Annotated in this window: 31 protein-coding genes; all 31 read right to left on the minus strand. The window is 54.4% G+C overall.

Annotation, left to right across the window (positions count from 1 at the left end; all coding sequences use genetic code 11):
- Positions 1 to 23 precede the first annotated feature (23 nt).
- Positions 24 to 1,037, minus strand: a complete 1,014-nt coding sequence (locus tag P1U71_RS11430) for a DNA-directed RNA polymerase subunit alpha (RefSeq protein ID WP_301105745.1) — start codon at positions 1,035 to 1,037, stop codon at positions 24 to 26.
- Positions 1,038 to 1,135: 98 nt separating this feature from the next.
- On the minus strand, positions 1,136 to 1,525 hold the full coding sequence (gene rpsK / locus P1U71_RS11435; protein ID WP_207045960.1) for a 30S ribosomal protein S11: 390 nt from the start codon (positions 1,523 to 1,525) through the stop codon (positions 1,136 to 1,138).
- A gap of 1 nt (position 1,526) precedes the next feature.
- A complete protein-coding gene (gene rpsM, locus P1U71_RS11440; RefSeq protein WP_301105746.1) occupies positions 1,527 to 1,895 on the minus strand; it encodes a 30S ribosomal protein S13 in 369 nt (122 codons plus the stop codon).
- A 103-nt stretch (positions 1,896 to 1,998) separates the two neighbouring features.
- Positions 1,999 to 2,649 (minus strand): adenylate kinase, encoded by a 651-nt coding sequence (locus P1U71_RS11445; RefSeq protein WP_301105747.1) that lies wholly within the window; start codon positions 2,647 to 2,649, stop codon positions 1,999 to 2,001.
- Positions 2,646 to 3,992: a preprotein translocase subunit SecY gene (gene secY, locus P1U71_RS11450; RefSeq protein ID WP_367281180.1), complete on the minus strand. Its 1,347-nt coding sequence runs from the start codon at positions 3,990 to 3,992 to the stop codon at positions 2,646 to 2,648. Before secY ends, P1U71_RS11445 begins: the two co-directional genes overlap by 4 nt.
- A 48-nt stretch (positions 3,993 to 4,040) precedes the next feature.
- On the minus strand, positions 4,041 to 4,520 hold the full coding sequence (gene rplO / locus P1U71_RS11455; RefSeq protein ID WP_301105748.1) for a 50S ribosomal protein L15: 480 nt from the start codon (positions 4,518 to 4,520) through the stop codon (positions 4,041 to 4,043).
- A 33-nt stretch (positions 4,521 to 4,553) separates the two neighbouring features.
- A complete protein-coding gene (gene rpmD / locus P1U71_RS11460) occupies positions 4,554 to 4,742 on the minus strand; it encodes a 50S ribosomal protein L30 (protein ID WP_227949765.1) in 189 nt (62 codons plus the stop codon).
- On the minus strand, positions 4,735 to 5,286 hold the full coding sequence (gene rpsE / locus P1U71_RS11465) for a 30S ribosomal protein S5 (protein WP_227949763.1): 552 nt from the start codon (positions 5,284 to 5,286) through the stop codon (positions 4,735 to 4,737). Before rpsE ends, rpmD begins: the two co-directional genes overlap by 8 nt.
- An 11-nt stretch (positions 5,287 to 5,297) precedes the next feature.
- Positions 5,298 to 5,657 carry a 50S ribosomal protein L18 gene (gene rplR, locus P1U71_RS11470; protein ID WP_301105749.1) on the minus strand — a complete coding sequence of 120 codons (360 nt, stop codon included), beginning with the start codon at positions 5,655 to 5,657 and terminating at the stop codon, positions 5,298 to 5,300.
- Positions 5,658 to 5,666: 9 nt separating this feature from the next.
- The gene (gene rplF, locus P1U71_RS11475) at positions 5,667 to 6,200 is read right to left on the minus strand and encodes a 50S ribosomal protein L6 (RefSeq protein ID WP_301105750.1); all 534 of its coding nucleotides are present in this window, start codon (positions 6,198 to 6,200) and stop codon (positions 5,667 to 5,669) included.
- An 8-nt stretch (positions 6,201 to 6,208) separates the two neighbouring features.
- Entirely contained in the window at positions 6,209 to 6,607 is a 399-nt protein-coding gene (rpsH, locus tag P1U71_RS11480; protein ID WP_301105751.1) for a 30S ribosomal protein S8, read from the minus strand.
- Positions 6,608 to 6,619: 12 nt separating this feature from the next.
- Positions 6,620 to 6,925: a 30S ribosomal protein S14 gene (gene rpsN, locus P1U71_RS11485; RefSeq protein WP_301105752.1), complete on the minus strand. Its 306-nt coding sequence runs from the start codon at positions 6,923 to 6,925 to the stop codon at positions 6,620 to 6,622.
- A gap of 18 nt (positions 6,926 to 6,943) precedes the next feature.
- On the minus strand, positions 6,944 to 7,492 hold the full coding sequence (gene rplE / locus P1U71_RS11490) for a 50S ribosomal protein L5 (RefSeq protein ID WP_301105753.1): 549 nt from the start codon (positions 7,490 to 7,492) through the stop codon (positions 6,944 to 6,946).
- 11 nt (positions 7,493 to 7,503) lie between these two features.
- Positions 7,504 to 7,827: a 50S ribosomal protein L24 gene (rplX, locus tag P1U71_RS11495; protein WP_227949749.1), complete on the minus strand. Its 324-nt coding sequence runs from the start codon at positions 7,825 to 7,827 to the stop codon at positions 7,504 to 7,506.
- Positions 7,827 to 8,195, minus strand: a complete 369-nt coding sequence (gene rplN / locus P1U71_RS11500; RefSeq protein ID WP_301105754.1) for a 50S ribosomal protein L14 — start codon at positions 8,193 to 8,195, stop codon at positions 7,827 to 7,829. Before rplN ends, rplX begins: the two co-directional genes overlap by 1 nt.
- 47 nt (positions 8,196 to 8,242) lie before the next feature.
- Positions 8,243 to 8,467 (minus strand): 30S ribosomal protein S17, encoded by a 225-nt coding sequence (rpsQ, locus tag P1U71_RS11505; protein WP_301105755.1) that lies wholly within the window; start codon positions 8,465 to 8,467, stop codon positions 8,243 to 8,245.
- 11 nt (positions 8,468 to 8,478) lie between these two features.
- Positions 8,479 to 8,670 (minus strand): 50S ribosomal protein L29, encoded by a 192-nt coding sequence (gene rpmC / locus P1U71_RS11510; protein WP_227949743.1) that lies wholly within the window; start codon positions 8,668 to 8,670, stop codon positions 8,479 to 8,481.
- A 2-nt stretch (positions 8,671 to 8,672) separates the two neighbouring features.
- Positions 8,673 to 9,092 carry a 50S ribosomal protein L16 gene (rplP, locus tag P1U71_RS11515; RefSeq protein WP_227949741.1) on the minus strand — a complete coding sequence of 140 codons (420 nt, stop codon included), beginning with the start codon at positions 9,090 to 9,092 and terminating at the stop codon, positions 8,673 to 8,675.
- A gap of 16 nt (positions 9,093 to 9,108) precedes the next feature.
- On the minus strand, positions 9,109 to 9,822 hold the full coding sequence (gene rpsC, locus P1U71_RS11520) for a 30S ribosomal protein S3 (RefSeq protein WP_301105756.1): 714 nt from the start codon (positions 9,820 to 9,822) through the stop codon (positions 9,109 to 9,111).
- Positions 9,822 to 10,202 (minus strand): 50S ribosomal protein L22, encoded by a 381-nt coding sequence (rplV, locus tag P1U71_RS11525; protein ID WP_301105757.1) that lies wholly within the window; start codon positions 10,200 to 10,202, stop codon positions 9,822 to 9,824. The genes rpsC and rplV overlap by 1 nt, the downstream gene beginning before the upstream one ends.
- A gap of 2 nt (positions 10,203 to 10,204) precedes the next feature.
- Positions 10,205 to 10,483: a 30S ribosomal protein S19 gene (rpsS, locus tag P1U71_RS11530; protein ID WP_301105758.1), complete on the minus strand. Its 279-nt coding sequence runs from the start codon at positions 10,481 to 10,483 to the stop codon at positions 10,205 to 10,207.
- 9 nt (positions 10,484 to 10,492) lie between these two features.
- The gene (rplB, locus tag P1U71_RS11535) at positions 10,493 to 11,329 is read right to left on the minus strand and encodes a 50S ribosomal protein L2 (protein ID WP_301105759.1); all 837 of its coding nucleotides are present in this window, start codon (positions 11,327 to 11,329) and stop codon (positions 10,493 to 10,495) included.
- A 3-nt stretch (positions 11,330 to 11,332) separates the two neighbouring features.
- A complete protein-coding gene (locus tag P1U71_RS11540; protein ID WP_301105760.1) occupies positions 11,333 to 11,626 on the minus strand; it encodes a 50S ribosomal protein L23 in 294 nt (97 codons plus the stop codon).
- Positions 11,623 to 12,243 carry a 50S ribosomal protein L4 gene (gene rplD, locus P1U71_RS11545; protein ID WP_301105761.1) on the minus strand — a complete coding sequence of 207 codons (621 nt, stop codon included), beginning with the start codon at positions 12,241 to 12,243 and terminating at the stop codon, positions 11,623 to 11,625. The genes P1U71_RS11540 and rplD overlap by 4 nt, the downstream gene beginning before the upstream one ends.
- Positions 12,244 to 12,255: 12 nt before the next feature.
- A complete protein-coding gene (rplC, locus tag P1U71_RS11550; RefSeq protein WP_367281181.1) occupies positions 12,256 to 13,020 on the minus strand; it encodes a 50S ribosomal protein L3 in 765 nt (254 codons plus the stop codon).
- Positions 13,021 to 13,025: 5 nt separating this feature from the next.
- A complete protein-coding gene (gene rpsJ / locus P1U71_RS11555; RefSeq protein WP_161315724.1) occupies positions 13,026 to 13,340 on the minus strand; it encodes a 30S ribosomal protein S10 in 315 nt (104 codons plus the stop codon).
- Positions 13,341 to 13,399: 59 nt separating this feature from the next.
- Positions 13,400 to 14,590, minus strand: a complete 1,191-nt coding sequence (gene tuf, locus P1U71_RS11560; RefSeq protein WP_301105762.1) for an elongation factor Tu — start codon at positions 14,588 to 14,590, stop codon at positions 13,400 to 13,402.
- Between the two features lie 40 nt (positions 14,591 to 14,630).
- Positions 14,631 to 16,706, minus strand: a complete 2,076-nt coding sequence (gene fusA, locus P1U71_RS11565) for an elongation factor G (RefSeq protein ID WP_301105763.1) — start codon at positions 16,704 to 16,706, stop codon at positions 14,631 to 14,633.
- 39 nt (positions 16,707 to 16,745) lie between these two features.
- Positions 16,746 to 17,216, minus strand: coding sequence for a 30S ribosomal protein S7 (gene rpsG, locus P1U71_RS11570; protein WP_301105764.1), 471 nt, complete (start codon positions 17,214 to 17,216; stop codon positions 16,746 to 16,748).
- A 12-nt stretch (positions 17,217 to 17,228) separates the two neighbouring features.
- The gene (gene rpsL / locus P1U71_RS11575; RefSeq protein ID WP_161316330.1) at positions 17,229 to 17,600 is read right to left on the minus strand and encodes a 30S ribosomal protein S12; all 372 of its coding nucleotides are present in this window, start codon (positions 17,598 to 17,600) and stop codon (positions 17,229 to 17,231) included.
- A 430-nt stretch (positions 17,601 to 18,030) separates the two neighbouring features.
- Positions 18,031 to 22,218, minus strand: coding sequence for a DNA-directed RNA polymerase subunit beta' (gene rpoC, locus P1U71_RS11580; RefSeq protein WP_301105765.1), 4,188 nt, complete (start codon positions 22,216 to 22,218; stop codon positions 18,031 to 18,033).
- Positions 22,219 to 22,315 lie beyond the last annotated feature (97 nt).

Raw genomic sequence — 22,315 nt, forward strand, 5'->3', positions numbered from 1 at the left:
ACTCCACAGCGAGGATTGCTGTTCTAAAAAGGTTCTTCCAGCCGTTTGGCCATATCTTCAATGTTTTCCGGCGGCCAGTTCGGCACTTCCATACCGAGATGGAGGCCCATCTGCGCCAGCACTTCCTTGATCTCGTTCAAGCTCTTGCGGCCGAAGTTCGGCGTCCGCAGCATTTCCGCTTCGGTCTTCTGAATGAGATCACCGATATAGACGATATTGTCATTCTTCAGGCAATTCGCCGAGCGGACGGAGAGTTCAAGCTCATCCACCTTGCGAAGCAGATTGCGATTGAATTCCGGCTCCTGGCTCTCTTCCTTGACGACCACTTCTTCGGGCTCATCGAAGTTCACGAAGAGCTGGAATTGCTCCTGCAGGATGCGGGCAGCGAAAGCCACCGCATCTTCCGGGGAAACCGTCCCGTTCGTCTCTACCTTCAAGGTCAGCTTGTCATAGTCCAGCACCTGCCCTTCGCGGGTGGCCTCGACTTTATAGGTAACCTTGCGAACCGGGCTATAGAGGCTGTCCATCGGGATCAGGCCGATCGGCGCATCTTCCGGATGGTTATTTACACCCGGTACATAGCCCTTGCCCGTGTCGACATTCATCTCCATGGAGATGGACGCGCCGTCATCCAGGGTCATCAGGACCAGGTCGGTATCCATAATCTCGATATCCGGACCGGTTTCGATCATGCCAGCGGTTACTTCACACGGACCAGACGCCTTCAGCACCATCCGCTTCGGGCCGTCCGAATGTGCCCGGATGGCCAGCGTTTTCAGGTTCAGAACGATATCCGTCACATCTTCGCGCACACCGGCGATAGAGGAGAATTCATGCAAAACATTATCGATTTGAATGGACGTAATGGCGGCGCCCTGAAGGCTTGACAGCAAAACACGACGAAGCGCATTGCCCAATGTCAAACCAAACCCTCTTTCCAAAGGTTCCGCAATAATCGTGGCTTCCCGATCGCTCTGCTCACCCGGCTCTACTGAGAGGTTCGCCTGGATCAGATCTTTCCAGTTTTGCTGAATCACGGTATTGACCTCATAGTTTTGCAGGCCCACCTTGGACCTGCGACGTCTAGACAAATAGCAATACAGGCGTGAAGCCCGTATCGATATGCATTAACCCGTTAAACGCGGCGGCGTTTTGGCGGGCGGCATCCATTGTGCGGAATGGGCGATACATCACGGATCGATGTGATATTGAAACCCACGGACTGCAATGCACGCAAAGCCGATTCGCGCCCGGAACCCGGCCCCTTGACTTCAACTTCAAGAGTTTTCATACCATGGTCCATGGCTTTTTTACCCGCGTCTTCCGCGGCGATCTGCGCGGCGAACGGGGTCGATTTACGCGATCCCTTGAAGCCTTGCGATCCGGCGGACGACCAGGCAATTGCATTGCCCTGGGCATCGGTAATCATAATTTTGGTATTATTAAAGGAGGCACTGACATGTGCGACGCCTGAAATAATGTTTTTACGTTCGCGGCGTTTAACGCGCGTTTTTTCACGAGCCATATTACTTCTTCTTCCCAGCGATAGCTTTGGCCGGTCCCTTACGGGTACGGGCGTTGGTATGGGTACGCTGACCGCGAACCGGCAGACCGCGGCGATGGCGCAGGCCACGGTAACAACCAAGGTCCATCAGACGCTTGATATTCATTGAGGTTTGACGGCGCAGATCACCTTCAACGATATGATCGCTGTCAATGGTTTCGCGAATCTTCACAACTTCAGCATCGCTGAGCGCGTTCACACGCACTTCCGGCGCGAGGCCGACCGAGTTGCAGATTTCCTTGGCCTTTGCCGGGCCAATTCCATGAATATAGGTCAGTGCAATCAATACCCGCTTATTCGTCGGAATATTTACACCAGCAATACGAGCCACGCTAGTCTCTCCTCATCACCAAACGGGTCGTCCTGACCCGGTTATCTCAAGCGCCTCTTGAGAAGCGCGCGATTATATAATTTTGTGTTACCTAGTCAACAGTTTAGATTGCCGGTAAAGCGGCTTCCATTTCTGCTGTCACTTCATCAATTCCAGCCATGCCATCGACCTGCTTCAGGATACCTTTACTCCGGTAGTACGGAAGCAAAGGCGCCGTCTGATCGTGATATGCCTTGAGCCGCGACGTCACCGTCTCGGCATTATCGTCACTACGCCGGGTAAACTCGGTACCGCCGCATTTATCGCAAACACCCTCAACCTTCGGCTTCAGGAACTTATCGTGATAGCCTGCACCGCATTTCGCGCAAGTATAGCGACCCGTAATTCGTTCAACCAGTATATCATCGTCGGTTTTCATCTCGATAACGGCATCGAGCTTAAGGCCCTTTTCCGCCAGCATCGTATCGAGCGCTTCTGCCTGCGCCTCGGTCCGCGGAAAACCATCGAGGATAACGCCGTTCTTGCAGTCCGGCTGATCCAGACGGTCAGAGATGATGCCCGTCATGATATCATCGGAGACAAGTTCGCCCCGATCCATCACGGCCTTGGCTTTCTTGCCAACTTCTGTTCCCGCCGCAACGGCCGCGCGCAACATATCCCCCGTCGAGAGCTGGATCAAGCCATGTTTATCCTGCAACCGCTGTGCCTGGGTTCCCTTCCCCGCACCAGGAGGCCCCAAAAGAATCAAAATCATCTACGCCGTCCCCCAAGCTTTGACTTTTTGATCAGCCCTTCATACTGATGGGCAACAAGGTGGCTTTGGATCTGCGCCACCGTATCCATGGTGACCGACACCACGATCAGGAGAGACGTTCCGCCGAAGTAAAAAGGAACAGCCCACTGAGAGACGAGAATTTCCGGCAAAATACAAACCAGAGAAAGATACGCCGCACCAACAACCGTCAACCGTGTCAAAACATAATCGAGATATTCCGACGTCCGCTTTCCGGGACGAATGCCCGGTACGAAGCCGCCATGCTTCTTCAGGTTATCGGCCGTATCATCGGGGTTAAAGACGACAGCTGTATAGAAAAAACAGAAGAACACAATGCCCGCGATATAGAGCATCAGATAGATCGGCTGCCCATGACCCAGCATCGCCGTCAGGCTGTTGAGCCAATCAGGGCCGGAACCCGCGCTGAAGCTTGCGACCGTCGTCGGCATCAGCAGCAGGGACGAGGCAAAGATCGGCGGGATAACGCCAGCCGTGTTCAGCTTGAGCGGCAGATGTGAATTCTGCCCGCCATAGGTCTTGTTACCGCGCTGTCGCTTTGGATACTGTATCAAAATCCGGCGTTGCGCGCGCTCCATAAAGACAATGAACGCGATGACGGCAACCGCCATAACCAGCAGCAGCAAGATTACAAACGTAGAGAGCGCCCCTGTCCGGCCAAGCTCCAATGTACCGACAAGCGCACTCGGCAATTGTGCGACAATGCCGGCGAAAATGATCAGCGAAATACCATTACCAACACCACGCGCGGTGATCTGCTCGCCCAGCCACATCAGGAAGACGGTACCCGCAACCAGTGTCACCACCGTATACAGGCGAAACTGCATGCCCGGATCGATAACAGCGGATTGCCCGTTTGAAAGGGTCAGCCCTTCAATACCGGCGGCAATACCATAGCCCTGCAGCGCCGCCAGAAGAACGGTGCCGTAGCGGGTATACTGGTTGATCTTCTTACGCCCGGATTCCCCCTCTTTCTTGAGTTGGGCCATCTGCGGCGAAATCGACGTCATCAACTGCATGATGATCGATGCCGAGATATAGGGCATGATGTTGAGAGCGAAAATCGTCATACGGCCAAGCGCACCGCCTGCAAAAACGTCAAACATTCCGAGGATACCCCCGGAATTTTGCGCAAAAACATCAGCCAGAACTGTCGGATCGACACCAGGGATCGGAATATACGTGCCGATCCGGTATACGATCAGGGCAAAGAGCGTGAACCATAAACGCTTCTTGAGTTCCGTTGCCTTGGAAAAGGCACCGAAACTCATGGTAGAAGCCATTTGCTCTGCTGCTGACGCCATTTACTAATTCTCCCGAAGGTACGGATTCAAACCGCCCCGTCGATGTATTTACTCGCTTGTTGCCGGGCTTGGCGCCGGAAGGGTGACTTTACCCCCGGCCTTCTCAACTGCTTCAATCGCGGATTTCGACGCACCGGCGACTTCGAAGCTGGCTTTGGTTTTGAGCTCACCCTTCGCAAGCAGACGAACACCATCACCGATTTTACCAACAACACCAGCCTTCTGCAGCAGTTCCGCCGTGATGGTTTCTTTCGGGTCGAGCTTGCCCGCATCAATCGCAGCCTGAACCCGGCCGAGATTCGCCACAGCGAAGTTCTTGCTGAAGATGTTCTTAAAGCCACGTTTCGGCAGGCGACGGTAGATCGACATCTGACCGCCTTCAAATCCCTTGATGGCAACGCCGGATCGTGATTTCTGACCCTTCTGGCCGGATCCGGAGGTTTTGCCCTTACCGGAACCGATACCCCGACCAACGCGCATCCGATTCTTGGTGCTGCCTTTGTTGTCGGCTAGTTGATTTAAACGCATGTTCAATATTCCTTAAATCAGACCGGCGGAGCCCTATTTGGACTCTTCCACCTGTACCAGATGATTCACCTTGCGGATCATGCCGCGAACGGCGTCGGTATCTTCGAGTTCCACCGTCCGGTGCATTTTGTTCAGCCCCATACCAACCAGCGTTGCCCGCTGGTTCTTTGGACGACCGATCGGGCTGCCCGTCTGGGTAACTTTGATCGTTGATTTAGCCATCGACCTTTTCCTTTGCTGCATCGGCGCCACGGCGACCCACAACCTCAGAGACTTTCTTGCCGCGCTTCGCCGCAATCATTCTCGGGGAGTTCATCGCTTTCAGGGCTTCGAAAGTTGCCTTGACCATGTTGTAGGGGTTGGAAGTCCCGATGGACTTCGTCACCACATCCTGCACGCCCAGGGTCTCGAAAACGGCACGCATCGGACCACCGGCAATAATCCCGGTACCGGCCGGTGCCGAGCGAAGAACCACGCGGCCCGCGCCGAAGCGACCCTGTACATCGTGATGCAGCGTCCGGCCTTCACGGAGCGGCACACGCACCATATTGCGCTTCGCGGCTTCCGTTGCCTTGCGAATGGCTTCCGGAACCTCACGGGCCTTACCGTGACCATAGCCAACCCGGCCCTTCTGGTCACCGGCAACAACCAATGCCGCAAAACCGAAACGACGGCCGCCTTTTACAACTTTGGCCACACGGTTAATGTAAACCAGCTTATCGACGAATTCTGAATCGCCTTTTTCATTTTGATCAGGTCTCAACATCGTCAATTCCCCTAGAAGGACAAGCCGCCCTCACGGGCAGCGTCGGCAAGGGCCTTGACCCGGCCATGATATTTATAACCGCCGCGATCGAATGCGACTTCCTTGACGCCGGCCTTGATGGCCCGCTCGGCAATCAGCTTGCCGATTGCCGCTGCGGCTTCCTTGTTGCCGCCTTTCAGCTTGCCGCGCAGATCTTTTTCAAGACTGGAGGCAGACGCGATGGTCTTGCCCGCAGCATCGTCAATAACCTGAACGTAAATCTGCTGAAGCGTCCGGTGTACAGACAGCCGCGGACGGCCAGAAGACACCTTGCGAAGCTGGGTCCGATTTCTCCGCCGACGGCGGTCGAACAATTCTTTTGAGTTTGCCATAATCGGTTCCTACTTCTTCTTGCCTTCTTTGCGGAAGATATACTCATCCGCATATTTGACACCCTTGCCCTTGTACGGCTCTGGCTTCCGATAAGACCGGATCACAGCCGCAACCTGACCAACCTGCTGCTTGTCAGCGCCGGAAATTTCAATCACCGTCGGCTGGGGGCATTTAATTTCAATACCGTCCGGGATCGGGAAATCGACGTCATGGCTGAACCCGAGGTTCAACTTGAGTGTTTTTCCCTGTACCGCCGCACGATACCCAACGCCGACCACTTCCAAGGTTTTGGTAAAGCCGGTCGAGACGCCTTCAACGAGGTTGCTCAGCAATGTGCGCTGCAGCCCCCACATCTGACGGCCACGAATGTTGTTCGTACGGGGCTTAACCAGGATTTTGTCGTCTTCACGGCTGACGACAACGTCATCGACAAAAGTCATGCTCAGCACGCCCTTGCTACCCTTGACGGTTACATCGCTACCGGAGAGCTGGACATCCACACCAGAAGGGATTGTCACCGGATGTTTTCCAATTCGAGACATAATAGCTCCTAGTACAACTTACACAGTACTTCGCCGCCGACATGGGCATCACGTGCCTCATTGTCCGACAAAACACCGCTCGGGGTGGATAGAATGGCAACGCCCAGACCATTACGTATGGTCGGCAAATCCTTCACGCCGGTATAAACACGGCGGCCCGGTTTTGAAATGCGGCTGACATGCTCAATCACGCCCTTGCCCTGATAATATTTCAGTTCAATGGTGACTTCAGGTTTGCCCTTTTCGGGCTCTGCCACGTCGTAACCACGAATGTAACCTTCACGTTTAAGTGCTTCGAGAACACTTAACCGCAATTTTGAAGACGGGCTCTTAATCGAGCTTTTCATGGCGCGCTGACCGTTACGAATACGGGTCAGCATATCGCCGAGGGGATCACTTAAAGACATTTCTGTATCTCCCTACCAGCTCGATTTGACCATGCCCGGAATTTGGCCATTGGACGCCATGTCGCGCAGGCCAATACGGGATAGTTTCAATTTACGGTAAACACCGCGCGGACGACCGGTCAGTTCACAACGATTGCGGACGCGGGTCTTGGACGAATTCCGCGGCAATTCTGCCAGCTTCAAACGCGCCACAAAACGCTCTTCCTGTGGCAGATCCTCATCCTTGCTGATCGCTTTCAGCTCCGCCCTCTTGTCCGCAAATTTTGCGACCAAACGGCGACGCTTTTCGTTTTTCTCGATAGCACTTTTCTTAGCCATTTCAATTAACTCCTAGGATCAATTAATCTTGAACGGCATGCTGAAACCACTCAGAAGCTCGCGGGCTTCTTCGTCAGTTTCTGCAGTCGTGCAGATTACGATATCCATTCCCCGTACATCCGTCACATCATCGTAATGGATTTCCGGGAAGACGATTTGTTCCTTCAGGCCCATGGCATAGTTGCCCCGGCCGTCGAAACTTTTCTCAGACACACCGCGAAAATCCCGAACACGCGGGAGCGCGATATTAATCAGCCGGTCAAGAAACTCATACATCTGGCTCTTGCGCAGCGTTACTTTTGCTCCGATCGGCATACCTTCACGCAATTTGAAGGTTGCAACGGATTTCTTGGCAGTCGTGACAACCGGCTTCTGACCGGAAATCTTTGCGAGTTCGCTCTCAACCGATTTGATTTTCTTTGAATCGGCGACTGCCTCCCCGCACCCAACATTGATGACAATCTTTTCCAGCTTTGGAATCTGCATCTCGTTGGCGTAGGAGAATTTACCCTGAAGCTGCTTGCGCAGCTCCTCGTTATATAATGTTTTAAGTCTTGGCGTCGTCATCGAACTGCCCTCTATATATCAATGACTTCACCGGAGCGCTTGGCGAAGCGAACTTTCCGGCCGTCATCAAGATTTTTGTAACCAACACGGGTCGCCTTGCCATCCTTCGGATCCTGCAATGCGATATTCGAGATATGGATTGCCGCTTCCTTTTCGACAATGCCACCCTGGTCTGCCTGGCTCGGTTTCGTATGGCGTTTCACCATATTGATACCGGACACAAACACGCGGCGGTCTTTGCGACGAACGCTCAGTACCTCGCCGGTACGGCCCTTGTCCTTGCCCGTGAGCACGACGACCTTGTCGCCCTTTTTCACTGCGAATTTTTCAGCCATTAGAGAACCTCCGGCGCGAGGGAAATAATCTTCATGTAATTCTTGCTTCTCAGCTCACGCGTTACCGGACCGAAAATACGGGTCCCGACCGGCTCGCCCTGCTTGTTGATCAGCACGGCTGCGTTGCTATCAAAGCGAATTGCCGTCCCGTCGGTCCGGCGAATTTCCTTTTTTGTGCGCACGATGACAGCTCTCTGCACGTCACCTTTTTTGACGCGGCCGCGCGGAATCGCTTCCTTCACGGAGACAACAATTACGTCCCCGATAGAAGCGGTTTTCCGTTTTGAACCACCCAAAACTTTAATGCACTGCACCTGCCTCGCGCCGGAATTATCGGCAACATCCAGGTTGGTTTGCATCTGAATCATAGTCGTTTACCTTCGTTTGGTATCAACACTGTTTACTTAAGCGACGCTTAAAGAACTTCCCAACGTTTCAGTTTCGAATAGGGCGCACATTCCTGAATACGGACTGTATCGCCTGTCTTGAACTGATTTTTCTCGTCATGGGCATGGTACTTTTTCGACTGGCCTATGTACTTCTTATACAGCCGATGCATCACTTGACGATCGACTTTGACAACGACGGTCTGGTTATTCTTGTCGCTGACAACTGTTCCTTGCAGGATACGCTTTGGCATCGTTCTCTCTCCTAAGACGCAGCGCTAGCTGACATCACGGTTTTAATGCGGGCGATATCCCGCCGCACCTGGCGTTGGCGCGCCGTATTTTCCAATTGGCCACTGGCTTGCTGGAAGCGTAAATTGAACTGCTCCTTCTTCAGTTGAAGCAGTTCTGATTTAAGTTCATCAGCCGTTTTGCCCAGTAAATCCTGTGCTTTCATGGTCAATTTCCTTCACCAATGCGGGTCACGAAACGGGTTTTGATCGGCAATTTAGCCGCCCCCCTCTCGAACGCCTCGCGGGCGATTTCGAGCGGAACACCGTCAAGTTCAAACATTACTTTTCCGGGCTGAATGCGGACCATCCAATATTCCGGCGAACCCTTACCCTTACCCATCCGGACTTCGGTGGGTTTTTTGGATACGGGCACATCCGGGAATATACGGATCCAGACACGTCCAGCACGTTTGATATGGCGCGTAACCGCACGTCGAGTTGCCTCGATCTGCCGTGCCGTAATACGCCCGGGCTCTACAGCTTTCAGGCCATATGCGCCGAAGTTCAGCGTTGTACCTGAAGTTGCGACTCCCTTCAAGCGCCCTTTATGCGCTTTACGAAATTTTGTGCGCTTCGGTTGAAGCATGACATCACCCCTTTACTTAATTCCGACGGGAGCCACCGGGACGACCACCAGGTCGGCCGCCAGCCTGTTGTTTTTCAGCGAGTTTGTCCTGGGCCATCGGATCATGTTCCAGAATTTCACCTTTATAAATCCAGACCTTGATCCCGATGATCCCATAGGTGGTCAAGGAAGATGCGGTTCCATAGTCGATATTCGCGCGCAACGTATGCAACGGCACACGGCCTTCGCGATACCATTCCGTCCGCGCAATTTCCGCGCCGCCCAAACGACCGGCACAGTTAATCCGGATACCTTCCGCGCCAAGACGCAGCGCTGACTGAACCGCCCGCTTCATCGCCCGGCGATAGGAAACGCGCCGCGCCAGCTGCTGCCCGATATTCTCGGCAACCAGCTTCGCATCGATTTCCGGCTTGCGGACTTCAACGATATTCAGATGCACTTCAGAGTTCGTCATCTTGGCAATCGCAGAGCGCAGCTTTTCGATATCCGCACCCTTCTTACCAATGATAACACCCGGACGCGCCGAATGAATGGTGATCCGGGCTTTCTTGGCCGGACGCTCGATCACGATCTTGCTGATGCCCGCCTGCTCCAGCTGCTTTTCAAGATATTCGCGAATGCGCACATCTTCATGCAGCAGCTTGGCGTAATCGTCTTTGGCGTACCAGCGCGAATCCCAAGTCCGGTTGATACCGACCCGAAGGCCAATTGGATTTACTTTTTGACCCATTACTCTTGCTCCTCGCGCTCACGAACGATAATCGTGATATTGCTGAAAGGTTTCAGGATCGGGCTTGAACGCCCCCGCCCCCGTGGCCGCATGCGCTTCATCACCAGAGACTTGCTTACATAGGCTTCGGAGACATAGAGCTGATCTACGTCCAACTGATGGTTGTTTTCCGCGTTCGCAATCGCGGACTGCAACACTTTCCGTACCTCTGGCGCAATCCCCCGATTGGAGAAGCTGAGCTCGGTCAGTGCCGCACCTGCGGATTTGCCGCGAATGAGGCTGGCCACCAGGTTCATTTTCTGCGGGCTTACGCGGATGCGATTGCCGACGGCGCGCGCTTCCGTGTCTTTAAGTTGCCGCGTGAGTGACGCTTTACCCATGATTAGTTTCTCCGAGCCTTTTTATCAGCCGCATGGCCGTAATATGTCCGTGAGGGAGAAAATTCCCCAAACTTGTGACCCACCATGTCTTCATCCACCAGAACCGGAACAAACTTCTGGCCGTTATAAACGCCAAAGGTAAGTCCCACGAACTGCGGGAGAATTGTCGACCGGCGAGACCAGATCTTGATTACTTGTTTTCTGCCGCCCTCACGCGCAGCTTCCGCTTTTTTCAGCAGATAGCCGTCGACAAAAGGACCTTTCCATACAGAACGTGCCATGTTGCGCTCCTACTTCTTCCGCTTGAGCGGACGGCGCCGCATTATCATTTTATCCGTGGACTTGTTTGACCGAGTCCGTTTACCCTTCGTCGGCACACCCCATGGGGAGACCGGATGACGACCGCCGGATGTCCGGCCTTCACCACCACCATGCGGATGATCCACCGGGTTCATCGCGACACCGCGAACCGACGGGCGCTTGCCGAGCCAGCGGGACCGTCCCGCCTTCGCCAGCTTGATGTTTTTCTGGTCCGGGTTGGAAACCGCACCAACCGTCGCCATGCATTCACCGAGAACGATGCGCTGCTCGCCGGATGCCAGGCGAAGCTGCGCGTAACCCGCATCCTTACCGATCAGTTGAACATAGGTGCCCGCGGCGCGTGCCATCTGGCCACCCTTGCCCGGCTTCATCTCCACATTATGGATGATGGTGCCAACCGGCATGTTCTTCATGGGCATCGCATTGCCCGGCTTGATATCGACATTCGTGCCGGAGACGACCTTGTCGCCCGCAGAAATACGTTGCGGCGCCAGGATATAAGCCTGCTCGCCATCCTCATAACGGATCAGTGCGATAAAGGCCGACCGGTTCGGGTCATACTCAAGCCGTTCCACCGTTGCCGGGACGTCAAACTTGTTCCGTTTGAAATCAACAATACGGTAGGTCCGCTTGTGCCCGCCACCGCGACGACGCGCGGTGATCCGACCGTGGTTATTGCGACCCCCATTTCCGGACAACCCTTCCGTCAGGGCCTTGACCGGCTTTCCCTTATGCAGGTCAGACCGATCAACAAGGATCAATCCCCTCTGAGAAGGTGTTGTCGGTTTATAATTCTTCAACGCCATAGTTTAAATCCCCGCCGTCACATCGATGGCCTGACCCTCAGCAAGGGTCACAATTGCCTTCTTGTAATCAGACCGTTTGCCAATATGGCCCCGGAAACGCTTAACCTTACCTTTGTTACGGTTGGTGTTTACGTTCGTGACCTTGACATCGAAGAGTTTTTCAACTGCTTCTTTGATCTGAGGTTTCGTCGCATCCAGTGCGACACGGAATGTCACCTGATTAAACTCTGATCCCATCGTCGACTTTTCAGTCACGACCGGGCCCAGCAGGATGTCATATAGATTTTCCTGGTTCATTTCAGTCGAGCCTCCAGGCTTTCTACTGCGCTTTTCGTCAGCACAAGTGTGTCGCGGCGAAGAATGTCATACACATTGGCGCCGTTTGACGTCAGCAAGTCCACTTTCGGCAGGTTACGGGTGGAAAGAGCAAAGTTCTTTTCCATTTCCGCCCCATCCACGATCAGGATCGAGTCCCAACCGAGTGCCTTGAACTTCCCGGCCATATCCTTGGTTTTGATGCCCTTGGCTTTCAACTCGTCCACTACGACCAGCTTTCCTTCCGCCTGCTTGGCGGAAAGCGCCGTTTTCAGGGCCAGCTTCCGAACCTTTTTCGGCAGGTCGTGGGCATGACTGCGAACAACCGGCCCATGGGCTACGCCACCGCCGCGCTGAATCGGATTACGCTTCTGACCCTGACGGGCACGACCGGTGCCTTTCTGGTTGAACGGCTTCTGGCCGGTGCCGGAAACTTCCGCAACACCCTTTGTCTTATGAGTGCCAGACCGACGCGACGCCAGCTGATAGCGAACCATGCGCTGCAGCAGGTCGGCGCGTGGCGCCAAGCCAAAGACCTCATCCGCCAGTTCAATGTCACCGGCTTTTTTGTTGTCGAGGTTAATTACATTTACCTTCATCTTAGCCGTCCTTTATTCTTCCGTCGCCGTATCGGCGGCGGCAGTCTCTTCGGCAGGCGTGTCGGCCTGAGCTGTTTCTTCAACTGGCTCCGGCGCCCCGCCCTTTGCAACAAATGCAGCCGGATAAGGAGCATCGCTATGACGCGCCTTTTTCACGGCATCCGCGACAAAGACCCAGGATCCCTTGGAACCCGGAACGGCACCCCTGACAAGAACCAAGCCGCGATCCTTATCCGTTGAGACCACTTTCAAATTCTGTGTCGTTACCCGCGCCGCGCCCATGTGACCGGCCATCTTCTTACCCTTGAAGACCTTGCCCGGATCCTGACACTGACCGGTAGAACCATGCGCACGATGGGATACGGACACACCATGAGTGGCCCGCATGCCGCCGAAGTTATGACGCTTCATGGCGCCGGCAAAACCTTTACCGATACTCGTGCCGACAACATCGACAAACTGATCGGACACAAAATGATCCGCCGTGATTTCCGCGCCGACATCGACGAAGCCATCGCCCTCAATGCGGAATTCCGCCAGTTTCATTTTCGGCTCAACTTCGGCTTTAGCGAAATGGCCGCGCATCGCCTTGTTGACGTTCTTGACCTTCGCCTTGCCAACCCCGAGCTGCATGGCGTTATAGCCATGAGATTCAGTAGTCCGGTGAGCGACGACCTGACAGTTATCAACGGCAAGAACAGTTACCGGAATATGGGTACCGTCTTCCGCGAAAACCCGGGTCATCCCCAGTTTCTTTGCGATCAATCCACTACGCATTTCGATCACCCCAACAATTTGATGGACACATCGACGCCTGCGGCGAGGTCCAGTTTCATTAGTGCGTCCACCGTCTGCGGCGTCGGCTCAACGATATCCAAAAGCCGCTTATGGGTCCGGATTTCGAACTGCTCCCGCGACTTCTTGTCAATATGCGGACCGCGCAGGACCGTATATTTATCGATATGCGTCGGCAGCGGAATAGGTCCACGAACCTGAGCACCCGTGCGCTTGGCCGTATTTACAATTTCACCTGTCGAAGCATCGAGAACACGATGATCATACGCTTTCAGGCGGATGCGGATATTTTGGTTTTCCATTACTCTGGTCACTCCAGAAGAGAAACAAGACAGCCCCACAAGGGGCTGCCAGAATTAACTTATTCGGTTACGGATGCGACGACGCCGGCGCCGACGGTACGGCCGCCTTCGCGAATTGCGAAGCGCAGACCCTCATCCATGGCGATCGGGGCGATCAACTCGACATCCATCGTCACATTGTCACCCGGCATCACCATCTCCGTCCCACCCGGAAGCGTCACGACACCCGTCACGTCCGTGGTCCGGAAGTAGAACTGCGGACGATAGTTCGTGAAGAACGGTGTATGACGTCCGCCCTCTTCCTTCGTCAGGATGTAGGCTTCCGCCTTGAACTTCGTATGCGGCGTGATCGAACCCGGACGCGCCAGAACCTGGCCGCGCTCAACATCCTCACGCTTCGTACCGCGTAGCAGAACACCCACGTTGTCGCCAGCCTGACCCTGATCCAGGAGCTTGCGGAACATCTCAACGCCCGTGCAGGTCGTCTTCGTCGTCGGGCGAATGCCGACAATCTCGATTTCCTCGCCAACCTTCACAATGCCGCTCTCAATACGACCCGTCACAACCGTACCCCGGCCAGAGATCGAGAACACATCCTCGATCGGCATCAGGAACGGCTTGTCAATCTCACGCTCCGGCTGCGGGATAGAGGCGTCAACCGCTTCCATCAGCTTCAGGATCGATTCCTTGCCAATCTCGTCATCCCGGCCTTCCAGCGCCGCAAGCGCAGATCCGCCGATAATCGGAATATCGTCGCCCGGGAAATCATACTCAGACAGAAGCTCGCGGATTTCCATCTCAACAAGCTCAATCAGCTCTTCGTCGTCCACAAGGTCAACCTTGTTCATATAGACAACCAGCGCCGGAACACCAACCTGGCGCGCCAGAAGGATATGTTCGCGCGTCTGCGGCATCGGGCCGTCGTTCGCCGACACAACCAGGATCGCGCCGTCCATCTGCGCCGCCCCCGTGATCATGTTCTTCACATAGTCCGCATGGCCCGGGCAGTCCACATGCGCATAGTGACGGTTACCCGTCTCATACTCAACATGCGACGTCGAAATCGTGATCCCCCGCGCCTTCTCTTCCGGCGCCTTGTCAATCTCGTCAAACGCAAACGCAGCGCCCCCGCTCTGCTCCGACAGAACTTTCGTAATCGCCGCCGTCAGCGTCGTCTTACCATGGTCAACATGACCAATCGTCCCAATATTTACATGCGGTTTACTACGATCAAATTTCTCTTTGGCCATTTTATCTCTCCGTTATTTCCGGCTGCCTCAGCTTGCTCTGTTACGCCAACTTCGCCAGAACTTCGTCTGATACGTGTTGTGGCACTGGTTCATAATGGTCGAACACCATGGAAAATGTTGCGCGGCCCTGTGTCTGGGAGCGCAGGTTGTTCACATAGCCAAACATGTTGGCCAGCGGCACCATGGCATTTACGACTTGCGCGACACCGCGCGGTTCCGTTCCGGTCACCTGACCGCGGCGGCTGTTCAAATCGCCCATCACATCGCCGATATATTCATCCGGCGTCACAATCTCGACCTTCATCATCGGTTCCAGCAGGCGAAGGCCGGCTTTCGGGGCGATTTCGCGCATTGCCGCGCGGCCCGCGATTTCAAAGGCCATGACCGAGCTATCGACGTCATGATAGGCACCGTCAATAAGGGTGACGTCCACATCGATGAGCGGGAAGCCCGCAAGCACACCGGTCTCGACAATGTCGCGAATACCTTTTTCCACACCCGGAATATATTCCTTCGGCACCGAACCACCGGTAATGGTATCGCTGAAAGTGAAGCCCGCACCCGGCTCGCCCGGCTTGGCAATAATCTTGATGCGCGCGAACTGACCTGAACCACCGGACTGTTTCTTATGGGTGTAGTCAAGCTCTGCTTCGCGTGTGATGCTTTCACGATACGCCACCTGCGGCGCACCAATGTTGGCCTCAACGCCAAATTCGCGCTTCATGCGATCAACAATGATGTCGAGATGAAGCTCGCCCATCCCCTTAATAATCGTCTGGCCGCTTTCAATATCGGAAGACACCCGGAAAGACGGATCTTCTTTTGCCAGGCGATTAAGGGCAACGCCCATTTTTTCCTGGTCGGTCTTGGTTTTCGGCTCAACCGCGATCTCGATCACGGGCTCCGGAAACTCCATCCGCTCCAGAATAACCGGCTTGGATGAGTCGCAAAGCGTATCACCCGTCGTCGTGTCTTTCAGGCCTGCGATGGCGACAATATCACCGGCGCGAGCCTCTTTCACGTCTTCCCGGCTGTTCGCATGCATCTGCAGCATACGACCAACACGCTCGCGCGTGTTCTTAACGGAGTTCATCGTCTGCGTACCGGCTTCAAGCACACCAGAATAGACGCGAACGAATGTCAGGGAACCAACGAAGGGGTCCGTCATCACCTTAAATGCCAAGCCGGCAAAAGGCTGATCATCAGACGGAAGACGCTCGATATCTTCTTCGGTCTTGACATCAATACCGTGCGTCCCGCCGATGTCCGTCGGGGACGGCATGAACTCGATCACAGCATCCAGAAGCGGCTGAACACCCTTGTTCTTAAATGCCGTTCCGGTCAGGACCGGTACAAAAGTCGCCGCCAGCGTGCCTTTACGAATACAGGCGCGCAGCGTATCTTCGCTCGGCTCCTCGCCCTCAAGATAGGCTTCGAGAATCGCCTCATCCATCTCAATGGCCGTCTCGACCATGGCTTCGTGATATTCCGCTGCCTTATCGGCGAGTTCGGGGCGAATGTCGCGATACTCGAAAGATGCCCCCATCTCTTCACCGGTCCAGACGATTTCCTGCATCTTGATCAGGTCAACCACACCCTCGAACTCAGCTTCGGAGCCGATGGGGAGCTGCAACACAAGCGGCTTCGCACCCAAGCGGGTCTTGAACATCTCAACGCACCGATAAAAGTCAGCGCCGGTACGGTCCATCTTGTTGACGAAACACATGCGCGGCACGCGGTATTTATCAGCCTGGCGCCATACGGTTTCAGACTGCGGCTCAACACCGGCAACGCCATCAAACACAGCAACCGCACCGTCGAGCACCCGCAACGACCGCTCAACTTCAATTGTGAAGTCCACATGGCCGGGGGTATCGATAATGTTGATACGGTGATCTTTCCAGAAGCAAGTCGTCGCGGCGGACGTAATCGTGATGCCGCGCTCCTGCTCCTGCTCCATCCAGTCCATAGTTGCCGCACCATCATGCACCTCACCGATTTTGTGAGACACACCGGTATAGTACAGAATGCGTTCCGTGGTCGTCGTCTTGCCCGCATCGATATGGGCCATAATCCCAATGTTGCGGTATCTGTCGATGGGCGTTGTGCGTGCCATGTCTGAAATCCTAGATCAAGCTTGCGTAATTAAGTTCAGTTACCAGCGGTAATGGGCGAACGCACGGTTCGCTTCCGCCATCTTGTGCGTATCTTCACGTTTCTTGACAGCGCCGCCGCGTTCGTTCGATGCGTCAAGAATTTCCCCGGAAAGGCGATCCACCATCGTCACCTCGGAGCGCTTGCGGGCGCTTGAGATCAACCAACGGATGGCAAGGGCCTGACCGCGTTCGGAGCGGACTTCGACCGGCACCTGATAGGTGGCGCCACCCACACGGCGGGACCGTACTTCGATATCCGGCTTCACCTTGTCGAGCGCTTCATGGAAAACTTCCACGGGGCTTGAGCCGGTCTTTTTTTCAATAATATCAAAAGCACCGTAGACAATGCCTTCGGCGGTAGATTTTTTTCCATCAAACATGAGGGAGTTCATGAACTTGGTCAGAACAACATCCCCAAATTTGGCGTCCGGGAGAACTTCGCGTTTTTCAGCTGCGTGACGACGTGACATATATTAAATTCCTTATTTCGGCTTCTTCGCGCCATATTTGGAGCGACGCTGGCGACGATCCGCAATCCCTTGCGTATCCAGCACACCACGAATGATATGATAACGAACACCCGGCAAGTCCTTTACACGACCGCCACGGATCAGGACAACTGAATGCTCCTGAAGGTTATGGCCCTCACCCGGAATATAGCTCGTCACCTCAAACCCATTGGTCAGACGCACACGGGCGACTTTACGCAAAGCGGAGTTCGGCTTTTTCGGAGTCGTCGTATAAACTCTCGTGCAAACACCACGTTTCTGCGGGCACGCCTCCATGGCGGGCACTTTATTGCGCGAAACCGGCGCCTTGCGGGGGTTTCTAATCAGCTGATTAATAGTAGGCATTCTTCTTCCTATCATGCGTTGCCGCAAACAGAACAGCCGCGCGCAGCTGCGGCTCTGCTCGCGGTCAGGTTTTTTGCGTCCACCCGAAGAGACTTAACACGTGTGTTTTTTTCAAAATCCTGACGACACACGGAAAAATTAGTACACGACTGTTGTCAGGAGCGCGCAATATATGGGCGAGGCCCTATGCAGTCAAGCAGAAAAGATTGCATTTTTGTTAATCTCTCAATGGCGCCAATTTAAGCCTTCCCCCACCCCTTATTTGGAGGGAAATACGGCGATTTCATGATCCGGATTTGGCTTTCCCCGTGATGGGAGTGCAAATATGTATCGGGTTAACTGAAAACGGCGCCCGATGAGAGGCGCCGCTTTCCTATTTTTCATCCTTTCGCCGTGGTTCACCACATCGAAAAGACTGATTCTTCGAGCATCACTCCGCGGCGGAGGTTTCCTCTGATCCTGCCGGTTCAAGCGTGTTGACAGCCGCTTCGGCTTTATCCTGGATTTCCTTGTCGCGTTTCGCCGCCACCATTTTCAGACGGTTCATCTGCGAACCCGTACCCGCCGGGATCAGGCGACCAACGATGACGTTCTCTTTGAGACCCATCAGCGTATCCTTCTTGCCGGCAACAGAAGCTTCCGTCAGCACCCGGGTCGTTTCCTGGAAGGACGCGGCCGAGATGAAGGAATTCGTCTGCAGGCTGGCTTTCGTGATACCGAGCAGGATCGGGCTGCCTTCCGCCGGTGCTTTTCCGGCGTCAACCAGCTTCTCATTCTGAGCCTCGAACTCTTCACGGTCGATATGCTCTCCGATCAGGAAGGAGCTATCGCCCTGTTTCTCGATCTCGATCTTCTGCAGCATCTGACGGCAGATCACTTCGATATGCTTATCGTTGATCTTCACGCCCTGCAGACGATAAACGTCCTGGATCTCATTAATCAGGAAGTTGGCGAGCGCCTCGACACCGAGAACCTTCAGAATGTCGTGCGGAGCGGGGTTGCCATCGAGAAGGTAGTCGCCAACCCGAACATAGTCGCCCTCATTGACCGCAAGATGCTTGCCCTTGGGAATAAGATACTCTACCGGTTCCGCCCCTTCCTCTTCAGGCCGGATCGACACGCGACGTTTCGATTTATAGTCTTTGCCGAATTCGACAAAGCCATCCGCCTCGGCGATAATCGCGTGGTCCTTCGGACGGCGGGCTTCGAAAAGCTCGGCCACCCGTGGCAGGCCACCCGTAATATCTTTCGTCTTGGAACCTTCACGTGGAATACGTGCCAGAACGTCACCAGCCTGAACATCCGCCCCGTCTTCAACCGACAGAATAGCATCCACCGGAAGGAAGTAACGGGCTTCATGACCACTCGGAAGAGTAAGAAGTTCGCCATCATCACCCCGCAGGGTAATGCGCGGGCGAAGATCGCTGCCTTTTGGCTGGGACTTCCAGTCAACAACGATTTTCCGGGCGATACCCGTTGCTTCGTCAACCTGCTCGGCCATGGAAACACCGGAGACAAGGTCTTTATAGCTAACCTTACCCTCAAGCTCCGTGATCACAGGTGTGGTGAACGGATCCCACTGGGCAAGCTTGTCGCCTTTGCTGACCTTCGCCCCTTCGTCAACCATCAGTCGCGTACCATATGCAACCCGATGACGTGCTCTTTCACGATTGTTTTCATCGACCAGAACCAATTCCGAATTCCGGCCCATAACAATCGGATTGCCGCTGCTGTTCACAACAACATTCCGGTTTTCAATCTTGATCGTGCCTTCATGGGAAGCTTCGATGGAGGAGACTTCCGCCACCTGCGCCGTCCCCCCAATATGGAACGTCCGCATGGTAAGCTGGGTACCCGGCTCACCAATTGACTGGGCAGCGATAACGCCCACGGCCTCGCCAATATTGACAGGCGTTCCGCGCGCAAGATCACGGCCATAACAGCTACCGCAGATACCGCCCTTGGTCTCACATGTGAGAACCGAACGGATAAGAACCTGCTCAACACCGGAGGTTTCAGCAAGAAGCGAGCTCGCTTCGTCGAACATCTCACCGCCGACGACAATCACTTCGCCGGTTGTCGGGTTGACAACATCAACAGCCGCCGTCCGCCCGAGCAGACGATCGCTCAATGTTGCGATAATATCGCTGCCTTCCACCACTTCGCGAACCGTCACACCATTTTCGGTCCCGCAATCTCTCTCGATCACGACACAATCCTGGGCCACATCCACCAACCGGCGGGTCAGGTAACCGGAGTTTGCGGTCTTCAGCGCGGTATCCGCCAGACCCTTACGGGCACCATGGGTGGAGTTGAAATATTCAAGAACGCTCAACCCCTCCTTAAAGTTGGAGATAATCGGCGTCTCGATAATTTCACCAGACGGTTTCGCCATCAGGCCACGCATACCAGCAAGCTGTTTCATCTGAGCCGCCGAACCACGGGCACCAGAGTTGGCCATCATAAAGATAGAGTTAATGCCAACCTGACGATCGTTTTCGTCCATTTCCACCGCTTCAATGACTTTCATCATCTCGTCAGCGACACGATCCGTACATTGTGACCAGGCATCAATGACCTTGTTGTACTTCTCGCCCTGAGTGATCAGACCATCATAATACTGACGCTCATATTCCTCGGCGAGTTTACGGGTGTCCTCAACAAGTTTGTCCTTGGATTCGGGGATACGCATGTCATCCTTGCCGAAGGAGATACCGGCGCGGCAGGCATGCGCAAAGCCGAGACCCATGATCCTGTCGGCGAAGATAACCGTCTCTTTCTGACCGCAGTGACGATAAACCTCGTCAATCACCTGAGTGATTTCCTTCTTGGTCAGCAAGCGGTTGATCAGATCGAAGCTTATTTTTGCATTTTTGGGCAGAATTTCTTCAATCAGCATCCGGCCCGGGGTCGTATCCACAACTTTGCGGACTTCCGTGCCATCTTCCTGCACGACAGTGATGCGCGTCTTGATCTTGCTGTGCAGGGTCAGGATTTTGTTGTCGATCGCGTGCTGGGCTTCCGCCACATCGGCAATCACCATCCCCTCACCCGGATCATTGGCAATATCCATGGTCAGGTAATAGATACCCAGAACAATATCCTGGCTCGGCACGATGATCGGCTTGCCACTTGCCGGGCTCAGGATGTTGTTGGTCGACATCATGAGAACACGGGCTTCAAGCTGTGCTTCGAGCGAGAGCGGCACATGAACCGCCATCTGGTCACCGTCAAAGTCGGCGTTAAAGGCCGTACAAACGAGCGGATGAAGCTGGATCGCCTTACCCTCGATGAGGACCGGTTCAAACGCCTGAATACCAAGACGATGCAGCGTCGGCGCACGGTTGAGAAGCACCGGATGCTCGCGAATAACTTCCTCAAGAATATCCCAGACTTCCGGGCGTTCCTTCTCGACCAGCTTCTTCGCCATCTTGACGGTTGCCGCCATGCCCTTGAGTTCAAGCTTCGCGTAGATAAAGGGCTTGAATAGCTCAAGCGCCATCTTTTTAGGCAAGCCGCATTGATGGAGTTTCAACTCCGGCCCCACCACAATCACCGAACGACCGGAATAGTCAACGCGCTTACCGAGCAGGTTCTGACGGAAGCGGCCCTGCTTGCCTTTCAGCATGTCAGAGAGCGATTTCAGCGGCCGCTTGTTGGCACCCGTGATCACCCGACCGCGACGGCCGTTATCAAAGAGCGCATCAACGGATTCCTGAAGCATACGCTTTTCGTTCCGGACAATGATGTCCGGCGCACGCAGCTCGATCAGCCGTTTCAGGCGGTTATTCCGGTTTATCACCCGGCGATAAAGATCGTTGAGGTCAGAGGTTGCGAACCGGCCGCCATCAAGTGGGACCAGCGGACGCAGTTCCGGCGGAATGACCGGAATGACCTGTAGGATCATCCATTCGGGACGGTTACCCGATTCCATGAAGGCTTCAATGATCTTGAGACGCTTGGCGAGTTTGCGCGGCTTGGCTTCGGACGTTGTCGTCGCCATTTCCTCGCGGATTTCATCGCGGATCGTTTCCAGATCAAGAGAAGAAAGAATATCGCGGATCGCTTCTGCGCCGATACTGGCGGTGAAAGCATCCTCACCATATTCATCCTGTGCGTCGAGAAACTCTTCTTCACTCAACAGCTGAAACTGTTTAAGTGGGGAAAGGCCTGGCTCGACAACCACATAGTTTTCGAAATAGAGAATGCGTTCCAGATCCTTCAGCGTCATATCGAGCAACAGGCCGATACGAGACGGGAGTGATTTCAGGAACCAGATATGCGCGACCGGCGATGCCAGTTCGATATGCGCCATGCGTTCGCGGCGCACCTTCGACAGGGTGACCTCAACACCACATTTTTCGCAGGTAATCCCGCGATATTTCATCCGCTTGTACTTACCGCACAGGCATTCATAATCCTTGATCGGACCAAAGATCCGCGCACAGAAAAGACCGTCTTTTTCCGGCTTGAAAGTTCGGTAATTGATGGTTTCGGGCTTTTTGATTTCACCGAACGACCAAGACCGGATCCGTTCCGGTGAGGCGATAGAAATTCGGATTTCATCAAAAGCCTGAGTGCCCTGTGGCTGACCAAAAAGGTTCATCAACTCATTCATGGACCATCTCTCCTTTTAAACCCCGGGGTCCCCGGGAGGCGCTCGATAAAGCAGCCTTTAAAAAATAACTGTCTGTGACCAACGTATCAATTGGCCC

Source organism: Sneathiella sp., assembly GCF_029233945.1.
GTDB lineage: Bacteria > Pseudomonadota > Alphaproteobacteria > Sneathiellales > Sneathiellaceae > Sneathiella.